The organism is Marinilactibacillus sp. GCM10026970 (assembly GCF_042660675.1).
Taxonomy (GTDB): domain Bacteria; phylum Bacillota; class Bacilli; order Lactobacillales; family Carnobacteriaceae_A; genus Marinilactibacillus.
The window spans coordinates 29,574-55,164 of sequence record NZ_JBHSUL010000003.1; the positions used below are offsets into that span (position 1 = coordinate 29,574).

Genomic DNA, 25,591 nt, shown 5'->3' on the forward strand with positions numbered 1-25,591 from the left:
TAAATAAAAGAACCTTGTCTAGCGACTCAAAAAACCTTATCGTCACCCACTTTGGATGACGATAAGGTTTTTTACTTTTCTTATTTTTGAACGACTAGCTTATAGTTCTGCACCATTTGATTCAATCACTTGCTTGAACCAGTTGAATGAATCTTTTTTGCTACGTTCCATTGTTCCTTTACCTTCGTTGTCACGGTCTACGTGAATCATGCCGTAACGTTTCTTCATTTCACCTGTAGTAAAGGAAACGATATCGATAACGCCCCATGGTGTGTAGCCCATCAGTTCAACACCATCATAGTTTACCGCTTTTTCCATTTCTTTGATGTGCTCACGCATATATGAAATACGTTCATCATCATGGATACTACCATCTTCTTCCACTGTATCCACTGCGCCAAATCCGTTTTCTACAATGAACAATGGAATTTGGTATCTATCCCATAGACGGTTCAGTGTGTAACGTAAGCCAACTGGATCAATTCCCCATCCCCAATCGCTGGATTTGATATATGGATTTTCAATATCGTGTGCTAGTGATCCGTGAACCGCAGATTCACCTAGGTTAGAAGTATCTTTCGTGCTATCTACTGCTGTAGACATATAGTAGCTGAAGCCTAAATAATCTACTTTACCTTCTTCCAGAATTTCCTTGTCGCCTTCAAGAATCGGGATATTCAACCCTTCACGCTCAAATTCTTTCAGCGTATAATTTGGGTATTTTCCTCTAACATGTACATCTGGGAAAAAGTAGCGCAAGCGCATATATTCTTCTGCCAGCATAACATCATCTGGATTAGAGGTTAGTGGATAAACTGGTACATGAGAAACCATGGCACCAATCTGGAAATTCGGATTGATTTCTTTTCCTTTTGAAACGGCTAGTGCACTGGCAATTAATTCGTGGTGACCCGCAGTGTACATTAATTCTTTACGGTTCTCGCCTTCTTTAGCTACAAGCCCAGAGTTCGTCCATAAGAATAAATCATTGTTGTAGTCCATTTGGTTATTGATTTCGTTAAATGTCATCCAATACGTGACTTTATCTTTATATCTTTCCAGTACAGTTTCTGCAAAACGCACGAAGTGGTCAACCACTTCACGACTACGGAATCCACCATATTCACGAGCAAGGTGTAAAGGCATTTCAAAGTGCGTTAACGTAATGACTGGCTCAATACCATTTGCCAGTAATTCGTCGAATAGGTCATCATAGAACTTTAGTCCTGCTTCATTTGGCTCAAGTTCGTCTCCTTTAGGAAAAATACGAGACCAAGCAATAGATGTACGTAAAGCTTTCAAGCCCATCTCAGCGAACAATTGAACGTCCTCTTTGTAACGGTTATAAAAATCAATCGCTTCGTGGTTCGGATAAAACTCATCAGGTTCAACCGTCTCTGTGATGCGACGGGCTTTTTTAGGTCCTCCAACGGTTACAACATCGATAACACTTGGTCCTTTACCGTCTTGGTTCCATCCTCCTTCAAATTGGTGAGCAGCTAATGCGCCGCCCCATAGAAAATCTTTTGGAAATGTATTCATCTTTTACTTCCTCCTATTTTTTAACCTTTATGATTGCATCTTCTGTTTCAGCTGTTTCAGCAACAGAAACTTCTTCAAAATCACTTGTATTTGTTACGATGATCGGTGTCACTGTTGAACGACCAGATTGTTCAATAGCATTGATATCAAACTCCATTAGTAAATCACCATGAGAAACTTTTTGTCCTGTTTCAACGTGCACGGTGTAAGGTGCACCTTCTAATTCAACCGTTTCTAAGCCAATGTGAATCAGTACTTCTACACCATCCGTTGACGTTAGACCAATCGCATGCTTTGTTTTGGCAATCATTTTAACTTCTCCGTCAAATGGTGCATAAACTTTTTGGTCCATTGGCTCAATGGCAATCCCTTGTCCCATTGCACCAGAAGCAAATACTGGGTCTGGAACATCTGACAATTGTACAAGGGTTCCTTTGATTGGTGGATAAACATTTGCGATTGTTCCATTTTTAGGCTCTGCTACAACTGGCGCAGAATCGTTTTTGATTTCTTTAGCTGCATCTGAATGTTTCCCTGTTTCTGTTTGAGCAACTTCGTCATCTCCGTAACCAAAGATTTGAATTAAGATAATTGGTAAAACAAGGGCGATAATAATCCCAATTAAAACACCCCAGAACGAACCTGGGTAGTCAGGATTGTAGTTATTCATGATTGTGATCATACTTGGTATCCCTGTATAAACAAAAGAGTAAACATCAAAGAAACTAGCTACAAAAGCACCGACTGCACCAGAAACGATACCGATTATGAATGGTTTTTTGAAGCGTAAGTTTACGCCGTAAATCGCTGGTTCAGTGATTCCGAAAATCCCTGTAATGGTTGCAGAAAGACTGACACTTTTAACTTCTTGTTTTTTCGCTTTAATAAAGACCGCTAAAGCTGCACCTACTTGTGCAACAACGGCAATTGTTTGATAAGCCTGGAATGTATCCATTCCGTATTGTGCATGGTTTGCCAAAACAACTGGTGTAATTCCCCAGTGAACGCCTAGCAATACAAAGAATTGCCAGAATCCACCGACTAAAATACCTGCTAATGGTGGGAATGTTTGAGATAACCAAGTGTACCCTGCAGCAACTGCATTTGCACCGGCTGTAGAAACTGGTCCAATAACCATAATCGTCAGTGGTACTGCAATGATAACGGCTAGTAATGGTGTAAATAGTCGAGTGACAACATCTGGAAGAATCTTTTCAATCCAGCGTTCCAAGTATGAAAGGAACCAGACCAGTAAAATAGCTGGAATAACTGTTGATGTATAAACGGTTTCACTCAAAGGCATACCGATAAAGTTAATCGCTTCGCCTGCGCCTGCTCGTTCAGCTAAAGCTGTAAAACCAGGTGCTACCAAAGCGGCATTGGCAAAAACAGCAATATAGGTATTTGTTTTAAAATGCTTGGATGCTGTTATGGCAATAAAAATTGGTAAAAATGTAAATGGTGCCCAAGACATCGCATCGAATACTTGGTACGTTCCTGAATCTACAATAGATGGCCAGATACTTGACAGGATAATCAGTGAACCTTGAATCATCCCTGCGCCTGCTAGAATGTAAACAAATGGGGCAAAAACTGCAGACATCGTTGCAATAATACGATTTATAATACTTTCTTTTTCTTTGTTGGGGTTTTCATTATTGTTATTTCCTTCAGAAGTACCTGACAGGTCGGCAAACTCTTCGTAGACTTTATCTACAGAGTTTCCAATAACAATCTGGAATTGTCCACCTTTACGGACAACGTCGATAACACCAGAAATTCCTTTTACACGATTAACCATTTCTTCGTTTTCGTCATTCAATACTAGTCGCAATCTTGTCGCGCAATGCGTTGAATTGGATACGTTACTTTCTCCACCAATTTCTTCTAGTATTTTTGCTGCTAATTCGTGGTTCTTGTTCTCCTTCATAACCTGTCTTCTCCTCCTAGTAGCTTGAATAGCTGTCTTTCTTAAAAGAGCGCTTACAAAATATAAAATTGTATGGGTATAATCATTACCTTTAATATTATAATTATACCCGTACAATTTGTCAATACCCGTATAATATAAATATGGTATACTGGAAATTAAGGACACCTCAGGAAAAGGAGAGTACGCTGTGAACAAATACCAAGCGGTTGCTCAGCAAATCAATCAGTTCATTCAACAAAATAATTTATCTCAAGGAGATAAGCTCCCTACTTTGAATGATTTAGCTGAAGAATACCAAGTCAGTAAAAATACGATTATCAAAGCCGTTGAAATGCTCGAATCTCACGGTATTGTCTACCAAGTGAGAGGCAGTGGAACTTATGTCCGCGGTCGACATAGAAAAGGGTATGTCAATTTAACAGACGTGCATGGATTTCAAGGGATACTAAAAGAATTTAACTTAACTTCTGATGTCATTGAATTAAAGGAAATCGAACCCGATGAAAACATTGTGGAAGTATTGAAATTAAAAGAAAACGAAACCGTCTACTATCTTAAAAGAATCCGTCAGATCGAGTCTCGTCCGCTATGTGTTGAGGAGTCATACTATAATAAATCGTACGTTCCTTATTTGAATGAAGACATCGTTCAAAACTCTGTGTTCAGCTATTTAACAAATGATTTGAAAATCGATATCAACTTTTCTGATTTTTTTATGCGTATTGGAAAATTGAATGAAGAGCAAGCTGGTTACCTTGATTTGAAACCTCAAGACCCTTCTATTGATATTGAATCCATTTATTACTTAAACAACGGACATCCTTTTGATTATTCCGTCATCAAATATCACTACGAAGAAGCACAATTCTATATGCAAGGGAATAAATTATAAGCTTCCCGTTTAAAAAATCTCAAAAGTTTGTCGTGTTATTTTGAGAACTTCCTTTCATTTGTTACAGTAAACATATAGCTAAAAAGGAAAGTTACGATAACATTACTTTTCGGTTTTTCTTAGTAAAACTGTAGGTGCTGTCGCTTCAGCTACAGTTGGCTTGCGACAGCTATTTAAATGAGTTTATTATTGAAAAGAGCTGTTTATTGTGCAATATGGAAAAGATATGAAATTCTCAAGACATGGTTTTTTCTTCGGGTGTTTTCTATTTTTGATACATGCTTTTATTTATATGTTTATTGTTGGAAGTTTTTTCGAGAACTGGCTTAGACTGACGTTTTTTGTATATCTATCGTCATGTATATGGGCATTTTCCTATCTTGAAAGTGTGATAGCAGATTTAGAAAACGACAGCAAGTTTATATTGAATGGAACGTTATCAGGGATGTTTATTTTTTCACCATTTGTGTATCTATGGGTAAAAATTGCAAGATAAAATCAGGTTGTCATTTACCTAAAGCTACTTCGTAAAATCTAAAAACCTTATAGACAGTCAATTTATTAGATTGCAAAGCACAGATATCATTGTCTGTGCTTTTTTGTATATTGAATAATCAACAAATCAGGAGAATAAACGCTATAATTAATGGAGACACTGTAATCTATCAAATGACTTTTAAAGAAAGAAGGAAAATGATTGATATCCCCTAACATTACACAAGAAAATCTTCTACAGTATAGTGAGTTTCTTAGAATCCCCTCTGTTTCAATCGAAAAGACTGGAATTCAAGAATCCATTACTTGGTTGAAAGCAGCATTTAATCGTATGCACGCTCAAGAAATCGAAGTCTGGAATGACTTTGGAGATTCCCCTGTCGTTATGACTAAATTTTACGGAAATTCAGATCAAACACTTTTGATTTACAATCACTATGATGTTCAACCCATTGGAGATGCTCAAGCATGGACCACTGTACCTTTTGAACCTACTATTAAAGATCAAAAATTATTCTGTCGCGGTGCAAGTGATTGTAAAGGGGAGATTATTGCTCGACTTATGATGATAGATCATTTCCAAAATACTGGTGGTTTACCCTGTAATATTGTTTTTTTCATAGAGGGAGAAGAAGAAATTGGCAGTCCCAATTTAAAGCATTACATTGAGAAGTATCAAGAACGACTCAAAGCGGATGTTTCTTTGTGGGAATGTGGATGGAAAAATGAAAACGAACAGTTAGAAATCAGTTGCGGAGTGAAAGGTATTCTCTCCTTCGACTTGGAAGTACATACAGCACAACAAGCTATTCATTCTTCTTATGCAGGTATTATCCAAAATGCAGGCTGGCAATTAGTCCAATGCCTTGCTAGTCTTAAAAATCATAAAAATGATATTACGATAAATGGATTCCACGATGACATTGAACCTCTTGATGATTACTTAGTTGAAATGATTGAACAACTAGATTTTGACGTTGAAAAGTTCAGCGATAGTTTAAAGCTGTATGCGTCTTTGATTGAAGGGAATTACCAGAAAACTTTGATCAGCGAACCTACCTTGAATATCAGTCAAATCAAAGTGGGTGATCAATCCAGCAACAACAGTATACCAGCTAGTGCATCTGCCAGAATTGATTGTCGTTTCGTTCCTAAACAAAGCCCAGATAGACTTATTCAGTTAATTGAAACTCATTTAAAAGAACATGACTTTGAGAATGTCGTGATTAAAAATGTACATTCTGAAATAGCTTATCGATCTGATCTATCTAGTCCTTATGTCTCCCGTCTTATTGACAGTGTTAGAAAGATATACGGAGAAGACAATTACCAACTGATGCCAAACTTTGCTGGTGGCGGTCCTATGGCGCTCTTTGGAGAACGTTTGAACATTCCCATAGTCGCTTTAGGTTGTAGTTATTCCGGAAGCAATGTTCATTCTTCAAATGAACATATCAGATTGAATGATTTAGAACAAAATGTTCACTGTCTGATTGATTGGATTGAGCAATTCAGTCGATCCATCTAAATATACAAATAAAGCCGGTTGAAAAGTAGCCCATATCCACTACTTTTTAACCGGCTTTTATTAAGTTAACTCTTATCTATCCACTGACTTAAAATCTCGCATATCTGTAAGTACACTAGCAATACGTTCTAACTTATTATTTTTTTCTTCAGTCAACATAACCATCTTACGGCACATCAGTATAAAATAGATTACGACTGCTGGGATACCAACATAAAAAATTAATATGAGTATAATCGAAAAGATATCAAATGTATAAAAGATGATAAAACCTCCTTTCAGTATCTTTCTCGCAAATAGGAATTCATTTAAATATTGTTTGCAACTCGAAACTGCATCCTCATTTTGACTCTATCAAAAAAATGGATAAGGCATATGAGCCAATGAGTAACATTCCACTTACTGCACTAATGGGTAACAGTGTGTTCATTATCGGATTTAACAATAAATTCAACGCTAGGAAATTCAAAACGGTTTGAACAAAAATTTTGATTTTTGCCATTCTGCACCCACTTCTTTAGTTTACCGAATCTGCTAACTCTTTTAAATACTAGTGTTTTTTTAGTAAAAGCTGATCTATAAAGTGATCTGTCGTTTTATGGACAATCATATCTGCTCTGAATCTTGTCGGAAGAATATACTCTTCTAGGTTTGTCAGATTGACCGCTTTCCAGACTTTACGTGCTGTATCAAATGCTTCTTCTCTATTTCCAGTTGCAAGTTCATAGTAATAGTTGGTCGGATCTTGAAAAGCTGTATCCAACAGTAAGCCAAATCGTTCTAGATACCATTTTTCGATTCGTTCTGGTTCAGCATCTACATAGAAACTGAAATCAAAAAAGTCACTGACAAAAATTTTCTCATTTGCCGGTAGTTGTAAAACATTGATCCCTTCTACTATCAAAATATCTGGCTGATCAATCACGGCGTATTTATCCGGAATAATGTCATAGAATTTATGTGAATACACGGGAACTTCAATATCTCGGTGCCCACTTTTCACGTCTCCCATAAAGCGAATCAAACGTTGCATATCGTAACTTTCTGGAAATCCTTTACGGTTCAAAATATCTTTTTCTTGTAGAGTTTCATTAGGATACAAAAAGCCGTCCGTTGTAATCAAATCCACTTTTCTATCAGGATATGCTCGGTCCATCATCATCTGAAGGAGTCTCGCCAAAGTACTTTTTCCAACAGCCACACTTCCTGCGATCCCTATAATGTAAGGATCTTTTCTAGCTGGCTGATTCAATAACGTTTTCATTTCACGCTGACGTTCGTCATAGTGCTTGATGTGCGTATGCAATATCTGCAAGATAGGTACATAAATTTCTTTAACATCTTTCATTGAAATCCGGTCATTCAGCGACCTCAACGATTCTAGTTCCTCATCAGTCAGGGTCAGCCTAGTATGTTCATTCAGTTCTTTCCATTCATCTCTATCAATAATATAAAATGTGTCGGATTCTTGCATGCGGTATAAACCTCCGCTTCTCTTAGTCTTTAGTCGTGTTCAAGTTTACCAAAATAAACAGATTTTGACTATCTAAATTCTAAACGCTTTTTTGAACGCCTGCTTTTATCCTTGAAAAATCTCATGTGAAATAGAGCTCTTTGATTATGAAAGCTTTCTTTATGTATTTTTAAATTAATATTGATACGATATAGTGGAGTCTAACAGTCAAGTATAGTACGATTGTAATACAGGAATGACAGAGTAAGGTAAGATTATAGATAACAGTATCAACGAGGAGTTGACAGGATGAAAACTCTCTCCGATCAGGCCATTGGAACGGCTCACGGAAAGATTATATTAATTGGAGAGCATTCCGTAGTGTATAATAACCCTGCGATTGCGCTCCCTTTCCCGGCGGCTCATGTTGAAGTCACCATTGAAGCCATTCAAGGACACAGCCAGATCCGCTCGAATTACTATGAGGGGTCCATTTCTAATGCTCCTGAATCACTAAACAATTTAACGAAAACGATCGAAGCTATTTGCGAAGATTTAGGTTACGAGCCCTCTGGTATGCAGATTACCATTTCCAGTCTGATTCCTGCTGAACGCGGTATGGGATCTAGTGCAGCTGTTGCTTCAGCCCTCGTTCGAGCATTGTTCAACTTTTTTGAACAGCCACTAGAATACGATGTGCTGCTTCATTACATTGGTATCTCAGAAAAAATCGCTCACGGGAACCCAAGTGGGCTCGATGCACGTGTCACAAGTGGCAATCAACCTCTATTTTATATGAAGTCCAAACTTCCCGAACGATTTGATCTTCATTTAACAGGATATCTCATTGCGGCAGACACTGGTTTAAAAGGTCAAACTAGAGAAGCCGTTCAAGATGTTGCGAATTTGCTAAAGAAATCTAGAAGAAAAACAAAACATCTACTCAGTTCGCTTGGAAAATTGACGTATCAGGCAAAAGAAGCGATTGAACAAGATAATATCACTGATCTAGGCAAGATTTTATCTAAAGCACATCACCATCTTTCCGACTTGACTGTCAGTAACGAAAAGTTAGATAAACTGGTTCAAGTGGCTTTAGAACAAGGTGCACTAGGTGCTAAGCTAACAGGAAGTGGCCGTGGTGGTTGTATGATTGCCTTAGCTAAAACCTTTGATCAAGCAAAACATATTGCAAATGAATTAATGAAAAATGGAGCCGTAGAAACTTGGGTCCATTCACTAGGAGCAGATACAAATGAGTAAATGGGTTCGCGCACATACAAATATTGCATTAATCAAATATTGGGGCAAAGAAAATGAAGCTCTGATTATTCCAAAAAACAATTCCCTTTCTTTAACGCTAGATGCTTTCTATACAGACACTAAAGTGAATTTTGATCCTTCATTAAAAGAGGACGAACTGATTTTGGATGGCGAAAAACAAGCATCAGGTGTATTGAACAAAGTCGTGACGATTCTCGATTTAATTAGAGAACAAGCTGGGATAACGGATCGTGCTCATGTTGAAAGTATCAACTATGTTCCAACAGCAGCGGGTCTCGCTTCTTCTGCATCAGGACTTGCAGCACTAGCTGGTGCTGCAAATGAAGCTGCGGGCTTGAACTTGTCGCCAAAAGACTTGTCACGCCTAGCAAGACGAGGCTCAGGATCTGCTTCTAGAAGTATCTTCGGCGGATTCGTTGAATGGGAAAAAGGCTCAACAGACGAAGATTCTTTTGCTTCTCCAGTCGATGATGCAAACTGGGATATCGGCATGCTGTTTATTATCGTAAAACAGGCTCAAAAAGATGTTTCTAGTAGAGACGGTATGCGCCGAACCGTTGAAACTTCTCCATTTTATGACGGTTGGCTAGCAACACTCGACCAGGACTTAGCAGATATGAAAGAAGCTATAGAAGAACAAAATATTGAAGAAGTAGGCTCCATTGCAGAACGTAATGCTTTGAAAATGCATGCGACTACACTTGGTGCGAATCCACCTTTCACTTATTGGACAGCTGACAGTATGCTTGCAATGGACGCTGTACGTACATTAAGAAAACAAGGATACACGGTTTACTTCACTATGGACGCTGGTCCGAATGTAAAAGTCATTTGCCGACAATCTCAAATGAAAGAAATTAAACTGAAATTAGCTGAATATTTCGATGAAGAACAGATTATTTCCGCGAAACCGGGACCTGCCATTCATCTTCTAGAAAACTGATTGTTTGTTTTCTACTTACATACCACTAAAAATCCAAAGGATGCTGATTCGAACAGAACAGATCCTAAAAAAGGAACGAATTGAATGAATCAAGTAGAAGCCTCGGCTCCCGGAAAATTATATATAGCTGGCGAGTACGCTGTTGTTGAACCTGGGCACCCAGCTATTCTTGTTGCGGTCGACCAATTTCTAACCGTTAAAGTCAGTCCATCTGATACAGTTGGAACAATTCACTCATCTCATTATTCTAGTATTCCCCTTCAATGGACAAGAGAAAACGGGAAACTGATGATCGATGAAAGAGAAAATCCATTTCACTACCTGCTCGCAGCAATTGATTACACTGAACGTTACGCAAAAGAATGTGGACAAGAGTTATCCATCTTTCATCTGGTTGTGGATAGTGAATTAGATAGTGCTAACGGTTTGAAATATGGCCTCGGTTCTAGCGCAGCTGTTACCGTCGCTACTGTACGAGCGCTATTAAAGTATTATGAGCTCGCTGAAACAGATGAACTGGTTTTTAAACTATCTGTTCTAGCACATTTATCCGTAAAAAGTAATGGATCGTTTGGAGATATTGCGGCGGCAACTTACACTGGGTGGCTAGCTTACAGTAGTTTTAACCGCAAATGGGTTAAGGATCGTCTGAACACACATAGCATCAAATCCATTGTTGAACTCGACTGGCCAGCTTTTATGGTTGAGAAACTGACCCCTCCTTCAGAACTAAAACTACTGATTGGATGGACAGGCTCCCCTGCTTCCACTACTAATCTAGTTGATCAAGTGAAAGCAAACCGAGAAGCCAAAAAACAAAACTATCAAGATTTTTTAAATAGAAGTAAAGTTTGCGTAGAGAATATGATTCAAGCTTTTAGAAAAGGTTCATTAGCGGACATTCAAACCGAAATCCGTAAGAATCGCCAGATTTTGAAAGAAATGAGTGAAAATACGGGTGTCTCCATTGAGACTGAAACGCTCGAACAATTGTGTGAAGACGCAGAAGCCTTTCATGGTGCCGCTAAAACTTCTGGTGCTGGTGGTGGCGACTGTGGTATTGCTTTATTTGACCGTTCTTCAAGTTTAAACGACTTGGTTTCGAGATGGCAGACACACGATATTACCTTACTCCCTTTAAAAGTTTATGCTCGTTCTTAGTCCATTTTACATCATTGTTTGCTATAATCATTTATGAACTGAAAAAAGAGTCTATCCATACTGGATTCTTCTAAAACTGACATACTGGAGACAACACTATGCCAAAACAAAACAACCGAAAAAATGAGCACGTCTCTCTTTCTGAAAAATTTTATGATCACGGGCAATCCTCTTTTGATGATGTCCGATTTGTCCACCATTCTTTTCCACAGATGGATGTAAAAGATGTGGATATGTCTGTCCAACTAGATGGGCTGACTTTTCATGTTCCGTTCTTTATCAATGCCATGTCTGGTGGAAGTCGTTGGACAGGAAAAGTAAATGAAAAATTAGCAACCATTGCTAGAGAAACTGGTCTTGCGATTGCAACGGGCTCTGTTAGTGCAGCATTAAAAGATCCTGAACAAGAAGGCACTTTTAAAATTGTCAGAGAAACGAATCCAAATGGTCTTGTATTTGCAAACTTGGGTGCAGGACACGGTTTAGAGAATGCAAAAAGAGTCGTTGACTTACTTCAAGCTGATGCGATGCAGATTCATATCAATGCTCCGCAAGAAATCGTTATGCCTGAAGGCGACCGGGAATTTTCCGGTTGGATTGAAAATATTCAAGAAATTGTACAAGGTCTTGGTGTACCGGTCATTGCCAAAGAAGTGGGATTCGGTATGAGCCGCGAAACGGTTCAATTACTTGAATCCGTTGGGGTTCAAATGATCGATATCAGTGGTCGTGGCGGAACAAACTTTGCTCAAATTGAAAACTATAGAAGACCCGAACAGAAACTGGATGATTTGGAATCTTGGGGACAAACAACTGTAGAATCTTTGCTAGAAGCTCACGAGGTCGTTCAGTCGGCTCGTATCATCGCTTCAGGCGGTATTCGTCGCCCTATGGAAATGGTTAAAGCTTTGTCTATGGGCGCTTCTTTAACTGGTTTATCCAGTCAATTCATGCATATGGCTCTTGAAGATGTGGATCAGACAATCGAAACGGTTCACGCCTGGAAAGCAGAAATTGCCAGTATCATGACACTTCTGGGTACGAAAAATATTGCTGATTTAAATAAAACGGATTTGATTTTATCAGGTCAAGCAGCTGACTGGTGTGCTGCTCGAAATATTTCCATACAAAAATACGCTTCTCGTGGATAACGAGAAACGTATTTTTTACTATCTATTTAAGGAGTCGGTTCTTATGTTTCAATCTAAAGGGTTGTTGATTGTACTGAAATTTTTATATTTTCTAATGCAGTCTACATGGGGATTCTTCCAGACTACTGTCGGATTTTTCCTGTTTCTTCTTTATTATAAGCAACCCCATAGTTATTTTCATGGTGCTATTCGAACAAAATGGAATCGACTGGATGGCGTCTCACTCGGATTATTTATCTTTACACCAGACGAGTCAGATACTGGATTACTGAAAAATCGAGATATCACAAAATTTGCAGATTCCTGTAGTAGAATGGCTGTACATGAATATGGTCATACCTTTCAGTCTTTGCTGCTTGGGCCTTTATATCTTCCCATCATCGGTTTGATCTCTTTTACCTGGGCAAGACATCCACGATATAAAAAATTGAGAACAACCTATCACGTTCCTTACTCTTTTTGCTGGGTCGAACAATGGGCAGATGTACTTGGCGAAAGTATACTGAAACAACCGTCTTTAAGGAAGTGATTTTAAAATAAAAACCAGACAACCGTAATTCCGCCTATACCGACAACCATAGACCACAATAAACTTTTCGTTTTATAAGCAATTAAAAAAACAGCAATAGATGGAATTAGTTTGATATTGATTGTTGGTTGTAGATTAAAGGAGCCATCCCAGAAAAAGATGTCTGAGGCCACAAGAGCTGCAAAGATTGATACCGGGATATACGTCATCCAGCGACTAAAGGAAGGTGAAATCTCTTTTTTGCTTAACAGAAGCATTGGTAAGAAGCGCGGAATATAGGTCACAACGGCCATTCCTAAAATCAGTCCCCACACATTATTCATTGGCTTCACTCCCTTTGAGATTCGGTTTTGTATGACGATTTTTCCTAACTTCTAGATAATACCCTATAAAAGAAGCGATAACGGTAGCAATGACGAGCGCAATGTTATGTTTCAAGACAATGGTTAAGACAACCGTCAGTACGATGGAACAGATTCCTGCGATAAGATGTTCTTTTGAAACAAATTGCTGGACCATCATATATAAGAACATCGCAATCAACGCATAATTCATAATAATCGTATTGACTTGAATTTGACTTCCGATCATACCACCAATGATTGTACTGACCACCCAAGTTGAATAGTTAGCCACACTTGTTACCATGGCTTCCTCAGGAGACCAGTCACCTTCTCTGAACTTAGTATAATTAATCCCGTAAGATTCATCCGTCAATACGTGACTGAATAGCGCGATAAATCCAAGAGACCGCTCTTTTACATAAGTAGACATACTGGCAGACATCAAAATATGCCTTAGATTCAGGAAAAAGACCATCACTATAACCGATGGAATAGAAGCGCCTAAAACGAGCATACTAGCTGCCAGAAACTGTCCAGCTCCTGCATAAACAAGCACACTCATAAAAGAAATCCCTATGATAGAAATACCAGCGTCATATAAGACAATTCCACAAGCCAACCCTAGCGCTACGTAAGTAATCATGATTGGTGCACTGGCCTTTAATCCACTTTTTATTTCTGTTAGATACATTCATTCACTTCCTTCATACTAATGACTTCATACCTATGAATAACTGGTAATATTTCTAAATAAAAAAAAGAGTCTTTGAAGAGTTGGAATGGCCTTTTGAAGACCGCATCTGCATACTCTTCTGACTCTGATTTATACAACTATTTAATAATATCGTAGACTAGTGTTAGTGGTTCTGCTGTTTCACTGATTTCCATACTCTGACGAATCGTTTGTTTTGTTTCTTCTGCGATTGGTTTGTTTGAGTAGAGTGTTGCTAGAGATTCTCCAGCTTTCACAGTGTCGCCTACTTTTTTATTTAAGTAGAGCCCTGCTGCTAAGTCAATCTTACTTTCTTTTGTTTCTCTTCCGGCACCGAGTCTCATAGCTGCTAAACCAACTTGGTCAGCAACAATTTTAGAAATCACACCATCTTTCTCAGCCGTTACTTCTGTCGTAAATTCAGCTGAAGGTAAAACTTCATCTGTATGTTCAACAACTGAATCATCTCCACCTTGAGATTTCACAAAGACTTTAAAGGCTTCTAGTGCTTTCCCGTTATGCAGGTTTTCTTCTAGTAGTGTTCTTGCTTCTTCTAACGAGCTACCTACGCCACCTAAGAAGGCCATTTGACTTCCTAAGACGAGGCAAAGTTCCGTTAAATCTTCCGGTCCATTTCCTTTTAGGGTTTCGATTGCTTCTTTTACTTCAAGTCCATTTCCGATCGCATTTCCAAGCGGCTGGCTCATATCTGAAATAACTGCCATCGTGTTTCTACCAACTGAATTGCCGATTTCCACCATAGCTTCCGCTAATTCTCTAGCTTGATCCACACTCTTCATGAATGCGCCGGCACCCGTTTTTACATCTAGTACAATTGCGTCTGCTCCAGAAGCAATTTTCTTGCTCATGATTGAACTCGCAATCAATGGAATGGATTCAACTGTACTTGTTACATCACGCAAAGCATACAATTTCTTGTCTGCCGGCGTCAGGTTTCCTGACTGACCAACGACAGCAACTTTGTTTTCATTAACCAGTTCCACAAATTGTTCTTTTGAAATTTCAACGTGAAATCCTGGGATTGCTTCAAGTTTGTCGATCGTTCCACCCGTATGACCTAATCCTCGTCCACTCATTTTCGCTACAGGTACACCAACACTTGCGACTAGTGGTGCAAGTATTAAGGTTGTTGTATCCCCTACACCACCTGTTGAATGCTTGTCAACTTTGACACCTGCAATTGCAGAAAGGTCAATTTGATCTCCAGATTCAACCATCGCCATTGTTAGAGCACTACGTTCATCTTTTGTCATCCCTTTAAAGTAAATCGCCATATTCATTGCACTCATTTGATAGTCAGGAATCGTTCCATTTGTATATCCTTCAATCATCCATTTAATTTCTTGCTCAGTCAATTCTTGATCATGTTGCTTTTTTTCAATTAAATCGATCATTCTCATTTTATATTCCTCCAAAAAACAAATTTCATAATGATTGCTTCTATTCCTTCATCTTATCATATTTCACGAATCAAGTTTGAACAAAATTGTAATCTCTTTCAATTTTAATAAAAGTTGACTTTTAATTCTATAATAGAAGCTGAATTTCCTAAGAGATACGATTATCACATTATTAAATTGGTTCACATATCCGAAATCCAAACGCGAGTACTCATCAATTTTAGTGTCTCAAACAAAAAAGCCCAGAGAGAATTGTAAATGAATACAATTCTTTCTGGATTTAATGATATTTGAGCATGACCTAAGACTACTATCTTAGATTCTTTATGATCAAGTATTAGTTGTTTTGGTTATCGTAAGCAGCACGTTTTTGTTTCAGGCGAGGGACATCTGACTCTCGGCAATATACATAGTGTCCTGGAACGATTTCACGAAGTTCTTCTTCTTCGTCATTTGCGATTCTAGCTACATACGTTGTACGTTTACGAGCACGCTCGTATTCTGGATCCGGTAAAGGAACCGCAGAGAGCAAGCTTTCAGTATAAGCATGTAGTGGTTTGTTATAGACATCTTCTGCTGGCGCTAATTCAAGCAATTTACCTGAATTCATTACACCGATACGATCACTGATATATTTAACCATTGATAAGTCGTGGGCAATGAATAAGAACGTTAAATCTTGAGATTTTTGTAGATCCATCAACAAGTTAACAACTTGCGCTTGGATTGAAACATCCAATGCTGAAATGGGTTCATCTGCTACAATAAATTTAGGCTTAACGGCTAGCGCTCTAGCAATCCCGATACGCTGACGTTGTCCACCTGAGAATTCATGTGGATAACGACTTGCGTGGTCAGGGTTTAGTCCTACTAATTCAAGCAATTCGATCACACGTGCATTACGTTCTTCTTTAGAGTTCGCAAGGCCGTGGATATCGATTCCTTCAGCAATAATGTCTCGAACTTTCATTTTAGGATTCAATGAAGCATACGGATCCTGAAAGATCATTTGCATATCGCGTCTGAATTGTAATAAATCTTTTTTCTTAGAGATTTTGTGTACTTGCGTTCCCTGGAAATCAATTTCTCCAGCAGTTGGTTCGTACAAGCGGATGATTGAACGTCCCGTCGTTGATTTTCCTGAACCAGATTCTCCTACTAGCCCAAAAGTTTCACCTCTGAAAATATCAAAGGTAATGTCATCTACTGCGCGTACTTCATTCCTTGAACCTTCGTTGAAGTATTGCTTCAGATTTTTGACTTCTAAAATCTTTTCTTTTGACTTTTCCACTATTTCACGCCTCCATCATTGTGACGTTTGGCAAACTTCTCTTTGTAAAGCTGCTGACGGCCTTTGATTTCCTCAGGGGGGTCAATAGCCGGAGCGTCTTCGTGAAGTAGCCATGTTGCCGCGTAATGTGATTTTGAAACTTTAAACATTGGCGGCTCCAGTTCTGTATCGATTTTCATTGCGTATTCATTACGAGGTGCAAACGCATCTCCTATTGGTGGATCCAGTAAATCTGGAGGAGTACCTGGAATCGCATATAAAGAGTTCGCTGTATCCAAAGTTGGCATAGAAGCAAGTAATCCCCAAGTATATGGATGTTGTGGATTATAAAAGACTTCATCAACAGTCCCTACTTCTACGAATTTTCCAGCATACATTACAGCTACTCGATCCGCCACATTCGCTACGACACCTAAATCGTGTGTAATAAAGATGATTGATGTATCGATTTTTTCTTGAAGTTCTTTCATTAACTCTAAAATCTGAGCTTGAATCGTTACGTCAAGGGCTGTAGTCGGCTCATCCGCAATCAAGATATCTGGATTACAAGCTAGCGCGATCGCAATAACGATACGCTGTCTTTGACCACCAGAAAATTGGTGAGGATACTGCTTCATTCTTTTTTCTGGATCTGGTAAACCAACCAATTCCAGCAATTGTAACGCTCTGTCATGTGCTTGACTTTTGTTCATCTTTTGATGAATTTTCAGTGGCTCTACGATTTGTTTTTCAATTGTCATTGTAGGGTTCAAAGACGTCATCGGATCTTGGAAGATCATTGCAATTCTTTTTCCTCGAATCGCCTGCATCTCTTTTTCCGATGCGTGAACGAGGTCTTTACCGTTAAATACGATTTGTCCCTGTTCGATGTTGGCATTTTGAGATAATAGACGCATGATACTTCTGGAAGTAACGGATTTACCTGAGCCTGACTCCCCAACGATTGCTAGTGTTTCACCTTTTTTTAGGTCAAAACTGACACCACGAATGGCTTGTACTTTACCTGCGTAAGTGTCGAAAGTAATATTTAAATCTCTCACTTCTAAAATGTTACTCATCTATAGTCACCTCGCTAATCTTTCATTTTTGGATCAAAAGCATCTCGTAGTCCGTCAGCCAATAAGTTAAACGAAATCATCAAGAGGCATAAAACGCCTGCCGGGTACCACATAATATGCGGTAAGAACTGGAAGGTTTTATATCCATCATTAATCAATGTACCTAAAGAAGCTAACGGAGCCGGTATACCGATACCGATAAAGCTTAAGAAGGCTTCAAAGAATATTGCAGATGGAATAGAAAACATCGTTTGAATAATGATGACTCCTGATAAGTTTGAAATTAAGTGTTTCATAGCAATTTTAATGGGAGATTCGCCTAATGTCTGAGCGGCCAAAATATATTCTTGGTTTTTCAGTTTCAGCGTTTGTGCCCGTACGATTCGTGCCATTGGAATCCATCCTGTTATCGCAAGCGCAATAATGATTGCTTGGATACCAGGTTCCAATACTAATAGTGTCAAAATAACGACCACTAAGTTTGGAACACCAGATAAGATTTCTAAAATTCTTTGCATGACATTATCGACTCTGCCGCCTTTCCAGCCTGAAACCAGACCATAGACAACTCCGAAGGTCAAATCAAAGAAGGCTGCCGCAAAAGCGATAATCAGGGATACACGTGTCCCATATAATATACGTGAAAGCAAGTCACGTCCTAGACTGTCTGTTCCTAAAATATAGTAAGTTCCTTCTTCAGCTCCTACTTGCGCATATTTATCAAAACGTTCTCCGCCACCGGCTGTAGTTGTTCCGTTTAAGCCATTGATATCAATACCGGGAATCTTCGGCGGTAAACTCGTTTGTCCACTATATTGAGTGTATGGACTGTGTGGTGAGATCAGTGGTGCAGAAAAAGCTAATATCATAATGACTAGCAGTACGCCCAAACTAATAACTGCTGCTTTGTTTTTCTTTAATCTTCTCCAAGAATCTTGAAGAAAGCTCAACGATGGTGCGCTAATTTTTTCATTATCTTCAGTACTCGCTCCGCTGACCTTTTCAAACATATCAGGAGAAAATTTAGTTTTCTCATTTATCGTTGCGTTATTATCATGAGTTTCCATATTATTTTCCTCCTTCAGATGATACACGAATTCGAGGATCGACGATGCCATACATAATATCTACTACTAAAATGATAAATACGAGCATAGCAGAGTAAAGAATCGTCACACCCATAATAGTCGGATAATCATTTGACAAGATTGATTTAACGAACTGTTCACCAATACCAGGGATTGCATAAATGTTCTCTACAACCATTGAACCAGTCATTAACGCAACTGCCATGGGTCCTAAAATGGTCAACAATGGAATCAAGGCATTTCTAACCCCATGTTTGAAGGCTACTACCCAACGGCTAAGACCTTTTGCTCTGGCAAGTTCAATGTAATCACTGCTGAGTACGTCAACCATTTCTGTACGGATAAAACGAGCAGAATCTGCCAACGGTCCAATCGCTAAAGCCAGTGTTGGTAAGACAGAGGATTCAAATCCACCGTTCCAAAGTGCAATCGGGAACCAACCTAATTTAACAGCAAATATCAGTTGTAATAATACAGCGAATACGAAGTTTGGAATAGATCTACCAAGAATGGCTACAAAGGTTGCCGATGTATCGATCCAAGTATTTTGTTTCATAGCTGAAATTACTCCAAGAATAATTCCGAAGAATGTTCCTAATACAACTGCTTGAAATCCTAATTGAAGAGAAGGACCAATTCGAGTGGATAAAAGTTTTGTAACTGGCGTATTATCGTATTGAAAAGATGTTCCTAAATCTCCCTTAACGAGTCCGCCCATGTAAATGGCATATTGAACAACGTCCGGTTCGTTTAATCCATATTGTTCATTCATAATCTCAATTTGCTGATCGGACAATTTTTCTTGATTTGTATAGGGTGTTCCGGGCAGCAACTTGCTTAGAAAGAACGTAATCGATGCAATTAGAAATAAAGTTACAAACATGTAAAATACACGTTTTCCTAAATATTTCAAATAATGATTCATCGATTTTACACCTCCAGTATTATTATTTTTTATTCATATTAAAAAAAGCACAATATATAGAATATTCTCTCTAGGCACTGATTGCAAATCTTTTTGCTATTATGTGACTATTAAACGGTTCCTATTAGAAAAATATAAGGAGTTATTTCATTCTACTATCATTTCCGTTTAATTTTCCTAATTTCTCTATTTACACGGATTCTCTTATTGAGGTTTTACAACATATAAGGTACAGTATAAAATAGACTTTTCAAAACTTTAGGAGAATCTACTATGCGCATAAAACTAAATTTAGTCAGCTTTGCTAGTGCCATCATTTTGTTGATTTTCATTCTTGAATGGATCCTTTATGGAGAAATCAGTTTCCTTCAGACAACTAACCTGTTTTTTTACCCTGCAGGACTTTTTCTCATCCTTGGAGTTTTTGGTTTAGTGATCCGTTCCGGATCTTTTGACTTTTTCCATTATAGCGTTAATAAAGCTACTCGCCTTTTTCGTAAATCTAGTTCAATAGAGGACGAAGAGCGACCAATCTCTCATTTATCCAATCAATTTGGTAAAGGGTACACCGTTTTACTCAAAATCGGTCTGATTTTAATGAGTATTTCTCTACTATCTTTAATGGGATTTTATTTGTTTGAAAGATAAAATTTGTATAAAAATGATGGTGCTTTTTATGCATAATTATATTATAGGGCTTAAAAAAAGAGTGGATATCCACTCTTTTTTTGTAGCCTTTAATCTTTATTCATTTTCTAAAGATTATTTACCTTCGATGTAAGCCCATTTGTATGAGTATTCTGCACCTGTTAGGTGGTGAACTAGATCTTGAACGTAATCTTTTTCAAGAACTGCATACGCACGTTGGTAAATTGGTGCGATACCAGCAGAGTCTAATAAGATTTGCTCAGCTTCTAGCATAGCTTCCCAACGACCTTCTAAATCACTTGCATCGTTTTGTGCTCTTTCAATTAAAGCATCGTATTCAGGGTTGCTGAATCCAGATTTGTTGTTGCCGTTTTCTGTTTCAAACAATTCCAAGAAGTTGATTGGATCAGCATAATCTGCTCCCCATCCAGCTAGTTGAATATCGTAATCTTGTTTAGAGTTAGCATCCAGACGAACTTTGAATGGTACGTTTCTCAAGTTGATTGTTAAGTTTGGTAAGTTTGATTCTAATTGAGACTGCATGAATTCTAATGAACGTTTAGAGTTTTCAGTGTCATCTCCAAGCATTTCAAGTGTTAGTGAATCTACACCTAATTCGTCAAGTCCTGTTTCAAAGTACTCAACAGCTTGTTCTGCGTCGAAAGAAAGCAAGTCTCCATTTTCAGCACGGAAATCTTCGTTAGAAGCTGGTCCAACTGCTAATTCAGCAGGTACTAAACCATTTGCTGGAAGAGAACCATTTTGTAAAACTGTATCAGAGAAGCTTTGTTTATCGAATGCCATCGCAATAGCTTTACGAATGTTTTCATTTGCTAATGGTGTTTCTTCTCCATTACGTTCTTGGTTGAACTTGAAGTAGAATACTGATGAAGTCGCTTGTGATAGTAAATCAGGAGCGCCTTGTTTTGTTTGAACATACTCTCCAGTAAGGATCATACGGTCTGCTTCACCGGCATTGTATAAGTTCAATGCTGTTGAAGTTTCTTTAACGGCATCTACATCAATACGGTCAAGTTTTACAACGTCTGCATCCCAGTAATCTTCATTTTTCTCTAATGACCAGCTAAGTCCAGCGCCATCCCAATCTGTTAATTCAAATGGTCCGTTATAAAGAATTGTGTCACTGTTTGTTGCGTAGTCATTTCCTTGTTCCGTTACATATTCTTCGTTAAGTGGGAAGAACATTGATAGTGTTAATAGATCTTTGAAGTAAGGAACTGGTTTTGCTAGTTCAACTACAAAAGTTGTTTCATCTTCAGCAGTCACACCAAGTTCTGAAGGATCCATTTCTCCAGTAAGGATTTCTGAAGCATTTGTCACAATACCGTCAATCATATAAGCATATTCTGCTGCTGTCTCAGGATTTGCTAGACGTTGCCAAGCATAGACAAAGTCATTTGCTGTAACGGGTTCGCCATTTGACCATTGTGCATCTTCTCTGATTTTAAATGTATATGTCAAGCCATCTTCGCTTACAGTTGGCTCTTCTGCTGCCATACCTAATTGTAGATCGTTTTCAGGTCCTTGACGATAAAGGCCTTCGTTTACGTTGTTCAGTACGTTATTACTTACTGAGTCTGTAGAAGTAGTAGAATCCATTGAAGGGATTTCAGCTGTTTCAATTAAGTGTAGAACTTGCTCATCGTTTGATCCTTCTGAACTTGATTCTTCGGCAGAGTCGTTTCCACCATTACCACAAGCTGCTAATAGTAAAGCACTTGTTAATGTTAACCCTAGAGTACGTGCTAGTTTACTGTTCTTCATCTGTTGTTTCCTCCCAAAATATATAACTAATTTTCATAATAAATTATAATTCAGATCACTTGGAATACTTTATCAGCTTTCTATCATAATTACAACAGGTTATTTTAATTTTTAAATTTTTCTCTCACTATTTTGATATTTTTAAGAAATTGTTCATTTTTTGTTCGTTTAAATCGACTTCACTTTTTCATTCCTTTCAAACGCCCTACATTACATGTTATAATAAAATCGTCTGATAGACCGCTGTTTTGCTTATCTAATAGCGGTTCTGTCTGTAATGAGCAACTATATAGGGAGAGATTAGATGACCAGTAAAACGCTGAACCATTTTTTGGAAAGTAATCTAAACGAATTGAAAGAAATGGGATTATACAATGAAATCGATACGCTAGAAGGTCCAAATGGAGCAGAAATCACGGTCAGAGGAAAGCAACTGATCAATATGTCTTCAAACAATTACCTTGGTTTTTCTAATGATGAACGATTGAAAGCAAAAGCGAACGCCGCTACTGATCAATATGGTGTAGGTGCGGGTGCTGTTCGTTCAATTAATGGGACACAAAGTATCCATGATGAACTCGAAGCCAAAATTGCTGACTTCAAGCAAACCGAAGCAGCCGTTGCTTTCCAGTCAGGATTTAACTGTAACATGGGTGCGATTTCAGCCGTTATGAACAAAAAAGATGCGATTTTATCAGATGAATTAAACCACGCATCTATTATTGACGGTTGTCGTTTGTCTGGTGCTAAAGTTATTCGAGTCAAACATCAGGATATGGAAGACTTACGTGCTAAAGCAAAAGAAGCTACTGAAAGTGGACAATATGAAAAAGTTATGTACATTACGGACGGTGTCTTCTCAATGGATGGAGACGTAGCCAACTTACCGGATATTGTCAAAATCGCTGAAGAATTTGATTTGATCACTTACGTAGATGACGCTCACGGTTCAGGTGTTATGGGCAAAGGTGCCGGAACAGTTAAGCATTTCGGACTACAAGACAAAATCGACTTCCAAATGGGCACACTTTCTAAAGCTGTTGGTGTTGTCGGTGGTTATGTAGCAGGAACTCAGAACTTGATTGACTGGCTAAAAGTACGCGCCCGTCCATTCTTATTTTCTACTTCACTAACACCTGGTGCTGCAGCTGCCTGTATTGAAGCAATCGATATCATGTCTGCTTCCACTGAAGAGCATGACCGCCTATGGGAAAATGGTCGTTACCTGAAAGCTGGACTAGATGCATTAGGCTTCAACATCGGAAATTCTGAAACACCGATCACCCCTTGTATTATTGGTGATGAAAAACTGACTCAGACATTTTCAAAACGATTAACAGATGAAGGCGTTTATGCTAAATCTATCGTCTTCCCTACTGTTCCAAGAGGTACTGGACGTGTGAGAAACATGCCAAGCGCGGCACACACTAAAGAGCAGTTAGATAAAGTCCTTTCGATTTATGAAAAAGTCGGAAACGAATTAAACGTTATATAAATCTTTTATAAAAAGCAGTTAACTAGACCGAGTTCCTATCAAGAGTATTTGAGCGCATAACTCAGTCAGCTGCTTTTTCTTTTGGAGTAAACGATATGATTGAATCATTACTGGAGGAAAGAATCTTGGAAACCATCTTAATTACTGGCGCACTGGGACAGATCGGAACTGCTCTGACAGCACGCTTGAGAGAAAAATTTGGAGTAGAGCACGTTATCGCAACAGACATTCAAAGACCAGAACAGTCGACTGTTGTTGAAAATGGCATTTTTGAATATCTGGATGTAACGGATCAATTAGCTATAGAGCAATTAGTCGAAAAATATCAAATTGATACAATTATTCATTTAGCAGCTTTGCTGTCTGCGGTAGCGGAAGAAAAGCCTCAGTTAGCTTGGGAATTGAATATGGGTGGATTAATGAACGCACTAGAAGTAGCGCGTATTCATGATTTGAAATTCTTCACGCCTAGTTCAATCGGTGCTTTTGGTCCTCAAACGCCTAAAGTACAGACACCGCAAGTAACCTTACAACGTCCAACGACTATGTATGGAGTAACGAAGGTAAGCGGAGAATTGCTTTGTGATTATTACTTCCAGAAATTTGGAGTAGATACGAGAAGCGTTCGTTTCCCTGGACTCATTTCTTACGAAGCACTACCTGGTGGCGGAACAACTGATTATGCAGTAGATATCTACTACGAGGCATTAAAAAAACAAGCCTACACCTCTTTTATCGACAAGGGCACTTATATGGATATGATGTACATGCCAGATGCGGTAGACGCCATTATTCGTTTAATGGAAGTACCTTCGGAGAACCTCATTCACCGTAACGCATTCAATGTTAGTGCAATGAGTGTATGTCCAGAAGACTTTGAAAAAGCGATTCAAGCTCATATACCAGAATTCACTTTGGACTTTGAAGTCGATCCCATTCGTCAGACGATTGCGGAGTCATGGCCGAATTCAATCGATACGATACAAGCTCGTAAAGAATGGGATTTCAGCCCTGAATATACTCTTGAAAAAATGACAGCAGATATGCTACAAAAACTAAAAGAAAAATCACTATCTTAACTTTTTTCTATTTAAAAAAAACGATCAGATTCTACTATTCAAGTAGCGTCTGATCGTTTTTAATTTACCCTCTATCAACTTGCTCTACAGTCACACCTTCTTGCGTCCCTACAATGATTGTATCGACACAATTTAAAAACAATCCATGCTCCACTACACCTGTTAAAGAATCCAACCAAGTCGCTAACGGTTCAGGATTTTTAATAATTTCCATGTGAAGATCGATAATAAGATTTCCTGAATCCGTCACTAATTTTTCTCCTTCTTCATCTAATCTCCAAGAAGGCTTGTAGCCTTTTTGTTCAAACTTTTTGAACAATTGGCCAGAACCAAAATGAACTACTTCTACAGGTAATGGAAAAGCACCAAGCTCTTCTACTAGTTTGCTTTCATCTACGATCCAGATGTTTCTATCAGAAAGATTGGCCACTGTTTTTTCAAACAAATGAGCCGCTCCACCACCTTTAATCCCTTGATAAGTATTTGAAATTTCATCTGCTCCATCAATGGTTATATCAATTTTTTCAACATCATCTATCCCCTTTAAGGGAATATTCAAATCAGTTGCTTGCGCTGTTGTTCGAATAGATGTAGTTACACCAACGATATTTAATCCTTCTTCATTTACTCTTTTACCAAGGGCTTCTACCATGTAATAAGCCGTTGAACCTGTCCCAAGACCAACCGTCATGCCGTCTTCAATAAATTCTGCCGCTTTATATCCTACTAATTTTTTGAGATTCATACCCATTTCCCTTCCAGATAAAATTTATGTACCGCTATCATTTTCAACTGTATTGTAACATAAAAAGGAGCTGCATCAGCAGCTCCTTT

The 25,591-nt window shown here is 38.4% G+C and carries 23 protein-coding genes; 10 read left to right on the top strand and 13 right to left on the bottom strand.

The features are described 5' to 3' along the window. Nucleotides 1–99: 99 nt before the first annotated feature. Both ACFP65_RS01635 and ACFP65_RS01640 read right to left on the bottom strand, forming a co-directional pair. Nucleotides 100–1,542 (bottom strand): 6-phospho-beta-glucosidase, encoded by a 1,443-nt coding sequence (locus ACFP65_RS01635; RefSeq protein WP_379915294.1) that lies wholly within the window; start codon nt 1,540–1,542, stop codon nt 100–102. A 13-nt stretch (nt 1,543–1,555) separates the two neighbouring features. Beyond that, nucleotides 1,556–3,472, bottom strand: coding sequence for a beta-glucoside-specific PTS transporter subunit IIABC (locus tag ACFP65_RS01640; protein ID WP_379915296.1), 1,917 nt, complete (start codon nt 3,470–3,472; stop codon nt 1,556–1,558). A 190-nt stretch (nt 3,473–3,662) separates the two neighbouring features. On the opposite strand from ACFP65_RS01640, the gene ACFP65_RS01645 reads away from it, so the two are divergent. Both ACFP65_RS01645 and ACFP65_RS01650 read left to right on the top strand, forming a co-directional pair. Beyond that, nucleotides 3,663–4,367 carry a GntR family transcriptional regulator gene (locus ACFP65_RS01645; protein WP_379915298.1) on the top strand — a complete coding sequence of 235 codons (705 nt, stop codon included), beginning with the start codon at nt 3,663–3,665 and terminating at the stop codon, nt 4,365–4,367. Nucleotides 4,368–5,064: 697 nt separating this feature from the next. Next, nucleotides 5,065–6,390, top strand: a complete 1,326-nt coding sequence (locus tag ACFP65_RS01650; RefSeq protein ID WP_379915300.1) for a M20/M25/M40 family metallo-hydrolase — start codon at nt 5,065–5,067, stop codon at nt 6,388–6,390. 340 nt (nt 6,391–6,730) lie between these two features. Here ACFP65_RS01650 and ACFP65_RS01655 read toward each other — a convergent pair whose 3' ends face one another. Further along, the gene (locus ACFP65_RS01655) at nt 6,731–6,892 is read right to left on the bottom strand and encodes a hypothetical protein (protein ID WP_379915302.1); all 162 of its coding nucleotides are present in this window, start codon (nt 6,890–6,892) and stop codon (nt 6,731–6,733) included. 48 nt (nt 6,893–6,940) lie between these two features. Further along, nucleotides 6,941–7,864 carry a type I pantothenate kinase gene (gene coaA / locus ACFP65_RS01660; RefSeq protein ID WP_379915304.1) on the bottom strand — a complete coding sequence of 308 codons (924 nt, stop codon included), beginning with the start codon at nt 7,862–7,864 and terminating at the stop codon, nt 6,941–6,943. Nucleotides 7,865–8,152: 288 nt separating this feature from the next. On the opposite strand from coaA, the gene mvk reads away from it, so the two are divergent. From mvk to ACFP65_RS01685, 5 genes are all read left to right on the top strand, one after another. Beyond that, nucleotides 8,153–9,106 carry a mevalonate kinase gene (mvk, locus tag ACFP65_RS01665; RefSeq protein ID WP_379915305.1) on the top strand — a complete coding sequence of 318 codons (954 nt, stop codon included), beginning with the start codon at nt 8,153–8,155 and terminating at the stop codon, nt 9,104–9,106. Further along, entirely contained in the window at nt 9,099–10,070 is a 972-nt protein-coding gene (gene mvaD / locus ACFP65_RS01670; RefSeq protein ID WP_379915307.1) for a diphosphomevalonate decarboxylase, read from the top strand. The genes mvk and mvaD overlap by 8 nt, the downstream gene beginning before the upstream one ends. Nucleotides 10,071–10,154: 84 nt before the next feature. Then, a complete protein-coding gene (locus ACFP65_RS01675) occupies nt 10,155–11,231 on the top strand; it encodes a phosphomevalonate kinase (protein WP_379915309.1) in 1,077 nt (358 codons plus the stop codon). Between the two features lie 98 nt (nt 11,232–11,329). After that, nucleotides 11,330–12,382 (top strand): type 2 isopentenyl-diphosphate Delta-isomerase, encoded by a 1,053-nt coding sequence (gene fni, locus ACFP65_RS01680; RefSeq protein WP_379915311.1) that lies wholly within the window; start codon nt 11,330–11,332, stop codon nt 12,380–12,382. A gap of 43 nt (nt 12,383–12,425) precedes the next feature. After that, nucleotides 12,426–12,911, top strand: coding sequence for a hypothetical protein (locus tag ACFP65_RS01685; protein ID WP_379915313.1), 486 nt, complete (start codon nt 12,426–12,428; stop codon nt 12,909–12,911). Nucleotides 12,912–12,913: 2 nt separating this feature from the next. Here the strand turns inward: ACFP65_RS01685 and ACFP65_RS01690 are convergent, their stop codons facing one another. The 7 genes from ACFP65_RS01690 to opp3b form a co-directional block, all read right to left on the bottom strand. Beyond that, complete coding sequence (locus ACFP65_RS01690) at nt 12,914–13,234, bottom strand: AzlD domain-containing protein (RefSeq protein WP_379915315.1); 321 nt, start codon at nt 13,232–13,234, stop codon at nt 12,914–12,916. Then, entirely contained in the window at nt 13,227–13,946 is a 720-nt protein-coding gene (locus ACFP65_RS01695; protein ID WP_379915317.1) for an AzlC family ABC transporter permease, read from the bottom strand. The genes ACFP65_RS01690 and ACFP65_RS01695 overlap by 8 nt, the downstream gene beginning before the upstream one ends. A gap of 140 nt (nt 13,947–14,086) precedes the next feature. Next, a complete protein-coding gene (locus tag ACFP65_RS01700; RefSeq protein ID WP_379915319.1) occupies nt 14,087–15,388 on the bottom strand; it encodes a pyrimidine-nucleoside phosphorylase in 1,302 nt (433 codons plus the stop codon). A gap of 337 nt (nt 15,389–15,725) precedes the next feature. Continuing rightward, entirely contained in the window at nt 15,726–16,679 is a 954-nt protein-coding gene (locus ACFP65_RS01705) for an ABC transporter ATP-binding protein (protein ID WP_379915321.1), read from the bottom strand. Then, a complete protein-coding gene (locus ACFP65_RS01710; RefSeq protein WP_379915323.1) occupies nt 16,679–17,737 on the bottom strand; it encodes an ABC transporter ATP-binding protein in 1,059 nt (352 codons plus the stop codon). Before ACFP65_RS01710 ends, ACFP65_RS01705 begins: the two co-directional genes overlap by 1 nt. Before the next feature lie 14 nt (nt 17,738–17,751). Then, nucleotides 17,752–18,804: an oligopeptide ABC transporter permease gene (gene opp3C / locus ACFP65_RS01715; protein ID WP_379915325.1), complete on the bottom strand. Its 1,053-nt coding sequence runs from the start codon at nt 18,802–18,804 to the stop codon at nt 17,752–17,754. Between the two features lies 1 nt (nt 18,805). After that, on the bottom strand, nt 18,806–19,750 hold the full coding sequence (gene opp3b / locus ACFP65_RS01720; protein WP_379915327.1) for an oligopeptide ABC transporter permease: 945 nt from the start codon (nt 19,748–19,750) through the stop codon (nt 18,806–18,808). Nucleotides 19,751–20,023: 273 nt separating this feature from the next. On the opposite strand from opp3b, the gene ACFP65_RS01725 reads away from it, so the two are divergent. Then, the gene (locus ACFP65_RS01725) at nt 20,024–20,398 is read left to right on the top strand and encodes a DUF3899 domain-containing protein (RefSeq protein ID WP_379915329.1); all 375 of its coding nucleotides are present in this window, start codon (nt 20,024–20,026) and stop codon (nt 20,396–20,398) included. A 114-nt stretch (nt 20,399–20,512) separates the two neighbouring features. Here the strand turns inward: ACFP65_RS01725 and ACFP65_RS01730 are convergent, their stop codons facing one another. Further along, the gene (locus tag ACFP65_RS01730; protein WP_379915331.1) at nt 20,513–22,183 is read right to left on the bottom strand and encodes a peptide ABC transporter substrate-binding protein; all 1,671 of its coding nucleotides are present in this window, start codon (nt 22,181–22,183) and stop codon (nt 20,513–20,515) included. 304 nt (nt 22,184–22,487) lie between these two features. Here ACFP65_RS01730 and ACFP65_RS01735 point away from each other — a divergent pair, with 304 nt between their 5' ends. Beyond that, nucleotides 22,488–23,678, top strand: coding sequence for a glycine C-acetyltransferase (locus ACFP65_RS01735; RefSeq protein ID WP_379915333.1), 1,191 nt, complete (start codon nt 22,488–22,490; stop codon nt 23,676–23,678). Between the two features lie 125 nt (nt 23,679–23,803). Then, nucleotides 23,804–24,757 (top strand): L-threonine 3-dehydrogenase, encoded by a 954-nt coding sequence (locus ACFP65_RS01740; RefSeq protein WP_379915420.1) that lies wholly within the window; start codon nt 23,804–23,806, stop codon nt 24,755–24,757. 64 nt (nt 24,758–24,821) lie between these two features. Here ACFP65_RS01740 and rpiA read toward each other — a convergent pair whose 3' ends face one another. After that, on the bottom strand, nt 24,822–25,502 hold the full coding sequence (gene rpiA / locus ACFP65_RS01745; protein ID WP_379915335.1) for a ribose-5-phosphate isomerase RpiA: 681 nt from the start codon (nt 25,500–25,502) through the stop codon (nt 24,822–24,824). Nucleotides 25,503–25,591 lie beyond the last annotated feature (89 nt).

Coding starts and splice junctions, on each gene's coding strand:
- ACFP65_RS01635 (WP_379915294.1), bottom strand. CDS start 1,542: ATGAATACATTTCCAAAAGATTTTCTATGGGGCGGCGCATTAGCTGCT.
- ACFP65_RS01640 (WP_379915296.1), bottom strand. CDS start 3,472: ATGAAGGAGAACAAGAACCACGAATTAGCAGCAAAAATACTAGAAGAA.
- ACFP65_RS01655 (WP_379915302.1), bottom strand. CDS start 6,892: ATGGCAAAAATCAAAATTTTTGTTCAAACCGTTTTGAATTTCCTAGCG.
- coaA (WP_379915304.1), bottom strand. CDS start 7,864: ATGCAAGAATCCGACACATTTTATATTATTGATAGAGATGAATGGAAA.
- mvk (WP_379915305.1), top strand. CDS start 8,153: ATGAAAACTCTCTCCGATCAGGCCATTGGAACGGCTCACGGAAAGATT.
- mvaD (WP_379915307.1), top strand. CDS start 9,099: ATGAGTAAATGGGTTCGCGCACATACAAATATTGCATTAATCAAATAT.
- ACFP65_RS01675 (WP_379915309.1), top strand. CDS start 10,155: ATGAATCAAGTAGAAGCCTCGGCTCCCGGAAAATTATATATAGCTGGC.
- fni (WP_379915311.1), top strand. CDS start 11,330: ATGCCAAAACAAAACAACCGAAAAAATGAGCACGTCTCTCTTTCTGAA.
- ACFP65_RS01685 (WP_379915313.1), top strand. CDS start 12,426: ATGTTTCAATCTAAAGGGTTGTTGATTGTACTGAAATTTTTATATTTT.
- ACFP65_RS01690 (WP_379915315.1), bottom strand. CDS start 13,234: ATGAATAATGTGTGGGGACTGATTTTAGGAATGGCCGTTGTGACCTAT.
- ACFP65_RS01695 (WP_379915317.1), bottom strand. CDS start 13,946: ATGTATCTAACAGAAATAAAAAGTGGATTAAAGGCCAGTGCACCAATC.
- ACFP65_RS01700 (WP_379915319.1), bottom strand. CDS start 15,388: ATGAGAATGATCGATTTAATTGAAAAAAAGCAACATGATCAAGAATTG.
- ACFP65_RS01710 (WP_379915323.1), bottom strand. CDS start 17,737: ATGAGTAACATTTTAGAAGTGAGAGATTTAAATATTACTTTCGACACT.
- opp3C (WP_379915325.1), bottom strand. CDS start 18,804: ATGGAAACTCATGATAATAACGCAACGATAAATGAGAAAACTAAATTT.
- opp3b (WP_379915327.1), bottom strand. CDS start 19,750: ATGAATCATTATTTGAAATATTTAGGAAAACGTGTATTTTACATGTTT.
- ACFP65_RS01725 (WP_379915329.1), top strand. CDS start 20,024: ATGCGCATAAAACTAAATTTAGTCAGCTTTGCTAGTGCCATCATTTTG.
- ACFP65_RS01730 (WP_379915331.1), bottom strand. CDS start 22,183: ATGAAGAACAGTAAACTAGCACGTACTCTAGGGTTAACATTAACAAGT.
- ACFP65_RS01735 (WP_379915333.1), top strand. CDS start 22,488: ATGACCAGTAAAACGCTGAACCATTTTTTGGAAAGTAATCTAAACGAA.
- rpiA (WP_379915335.1), bottom strand. CDS start 25,502: ATGAATCTCAAAAAATTAGTAGGATATAAAGCGGCAGAATTTATTGAA.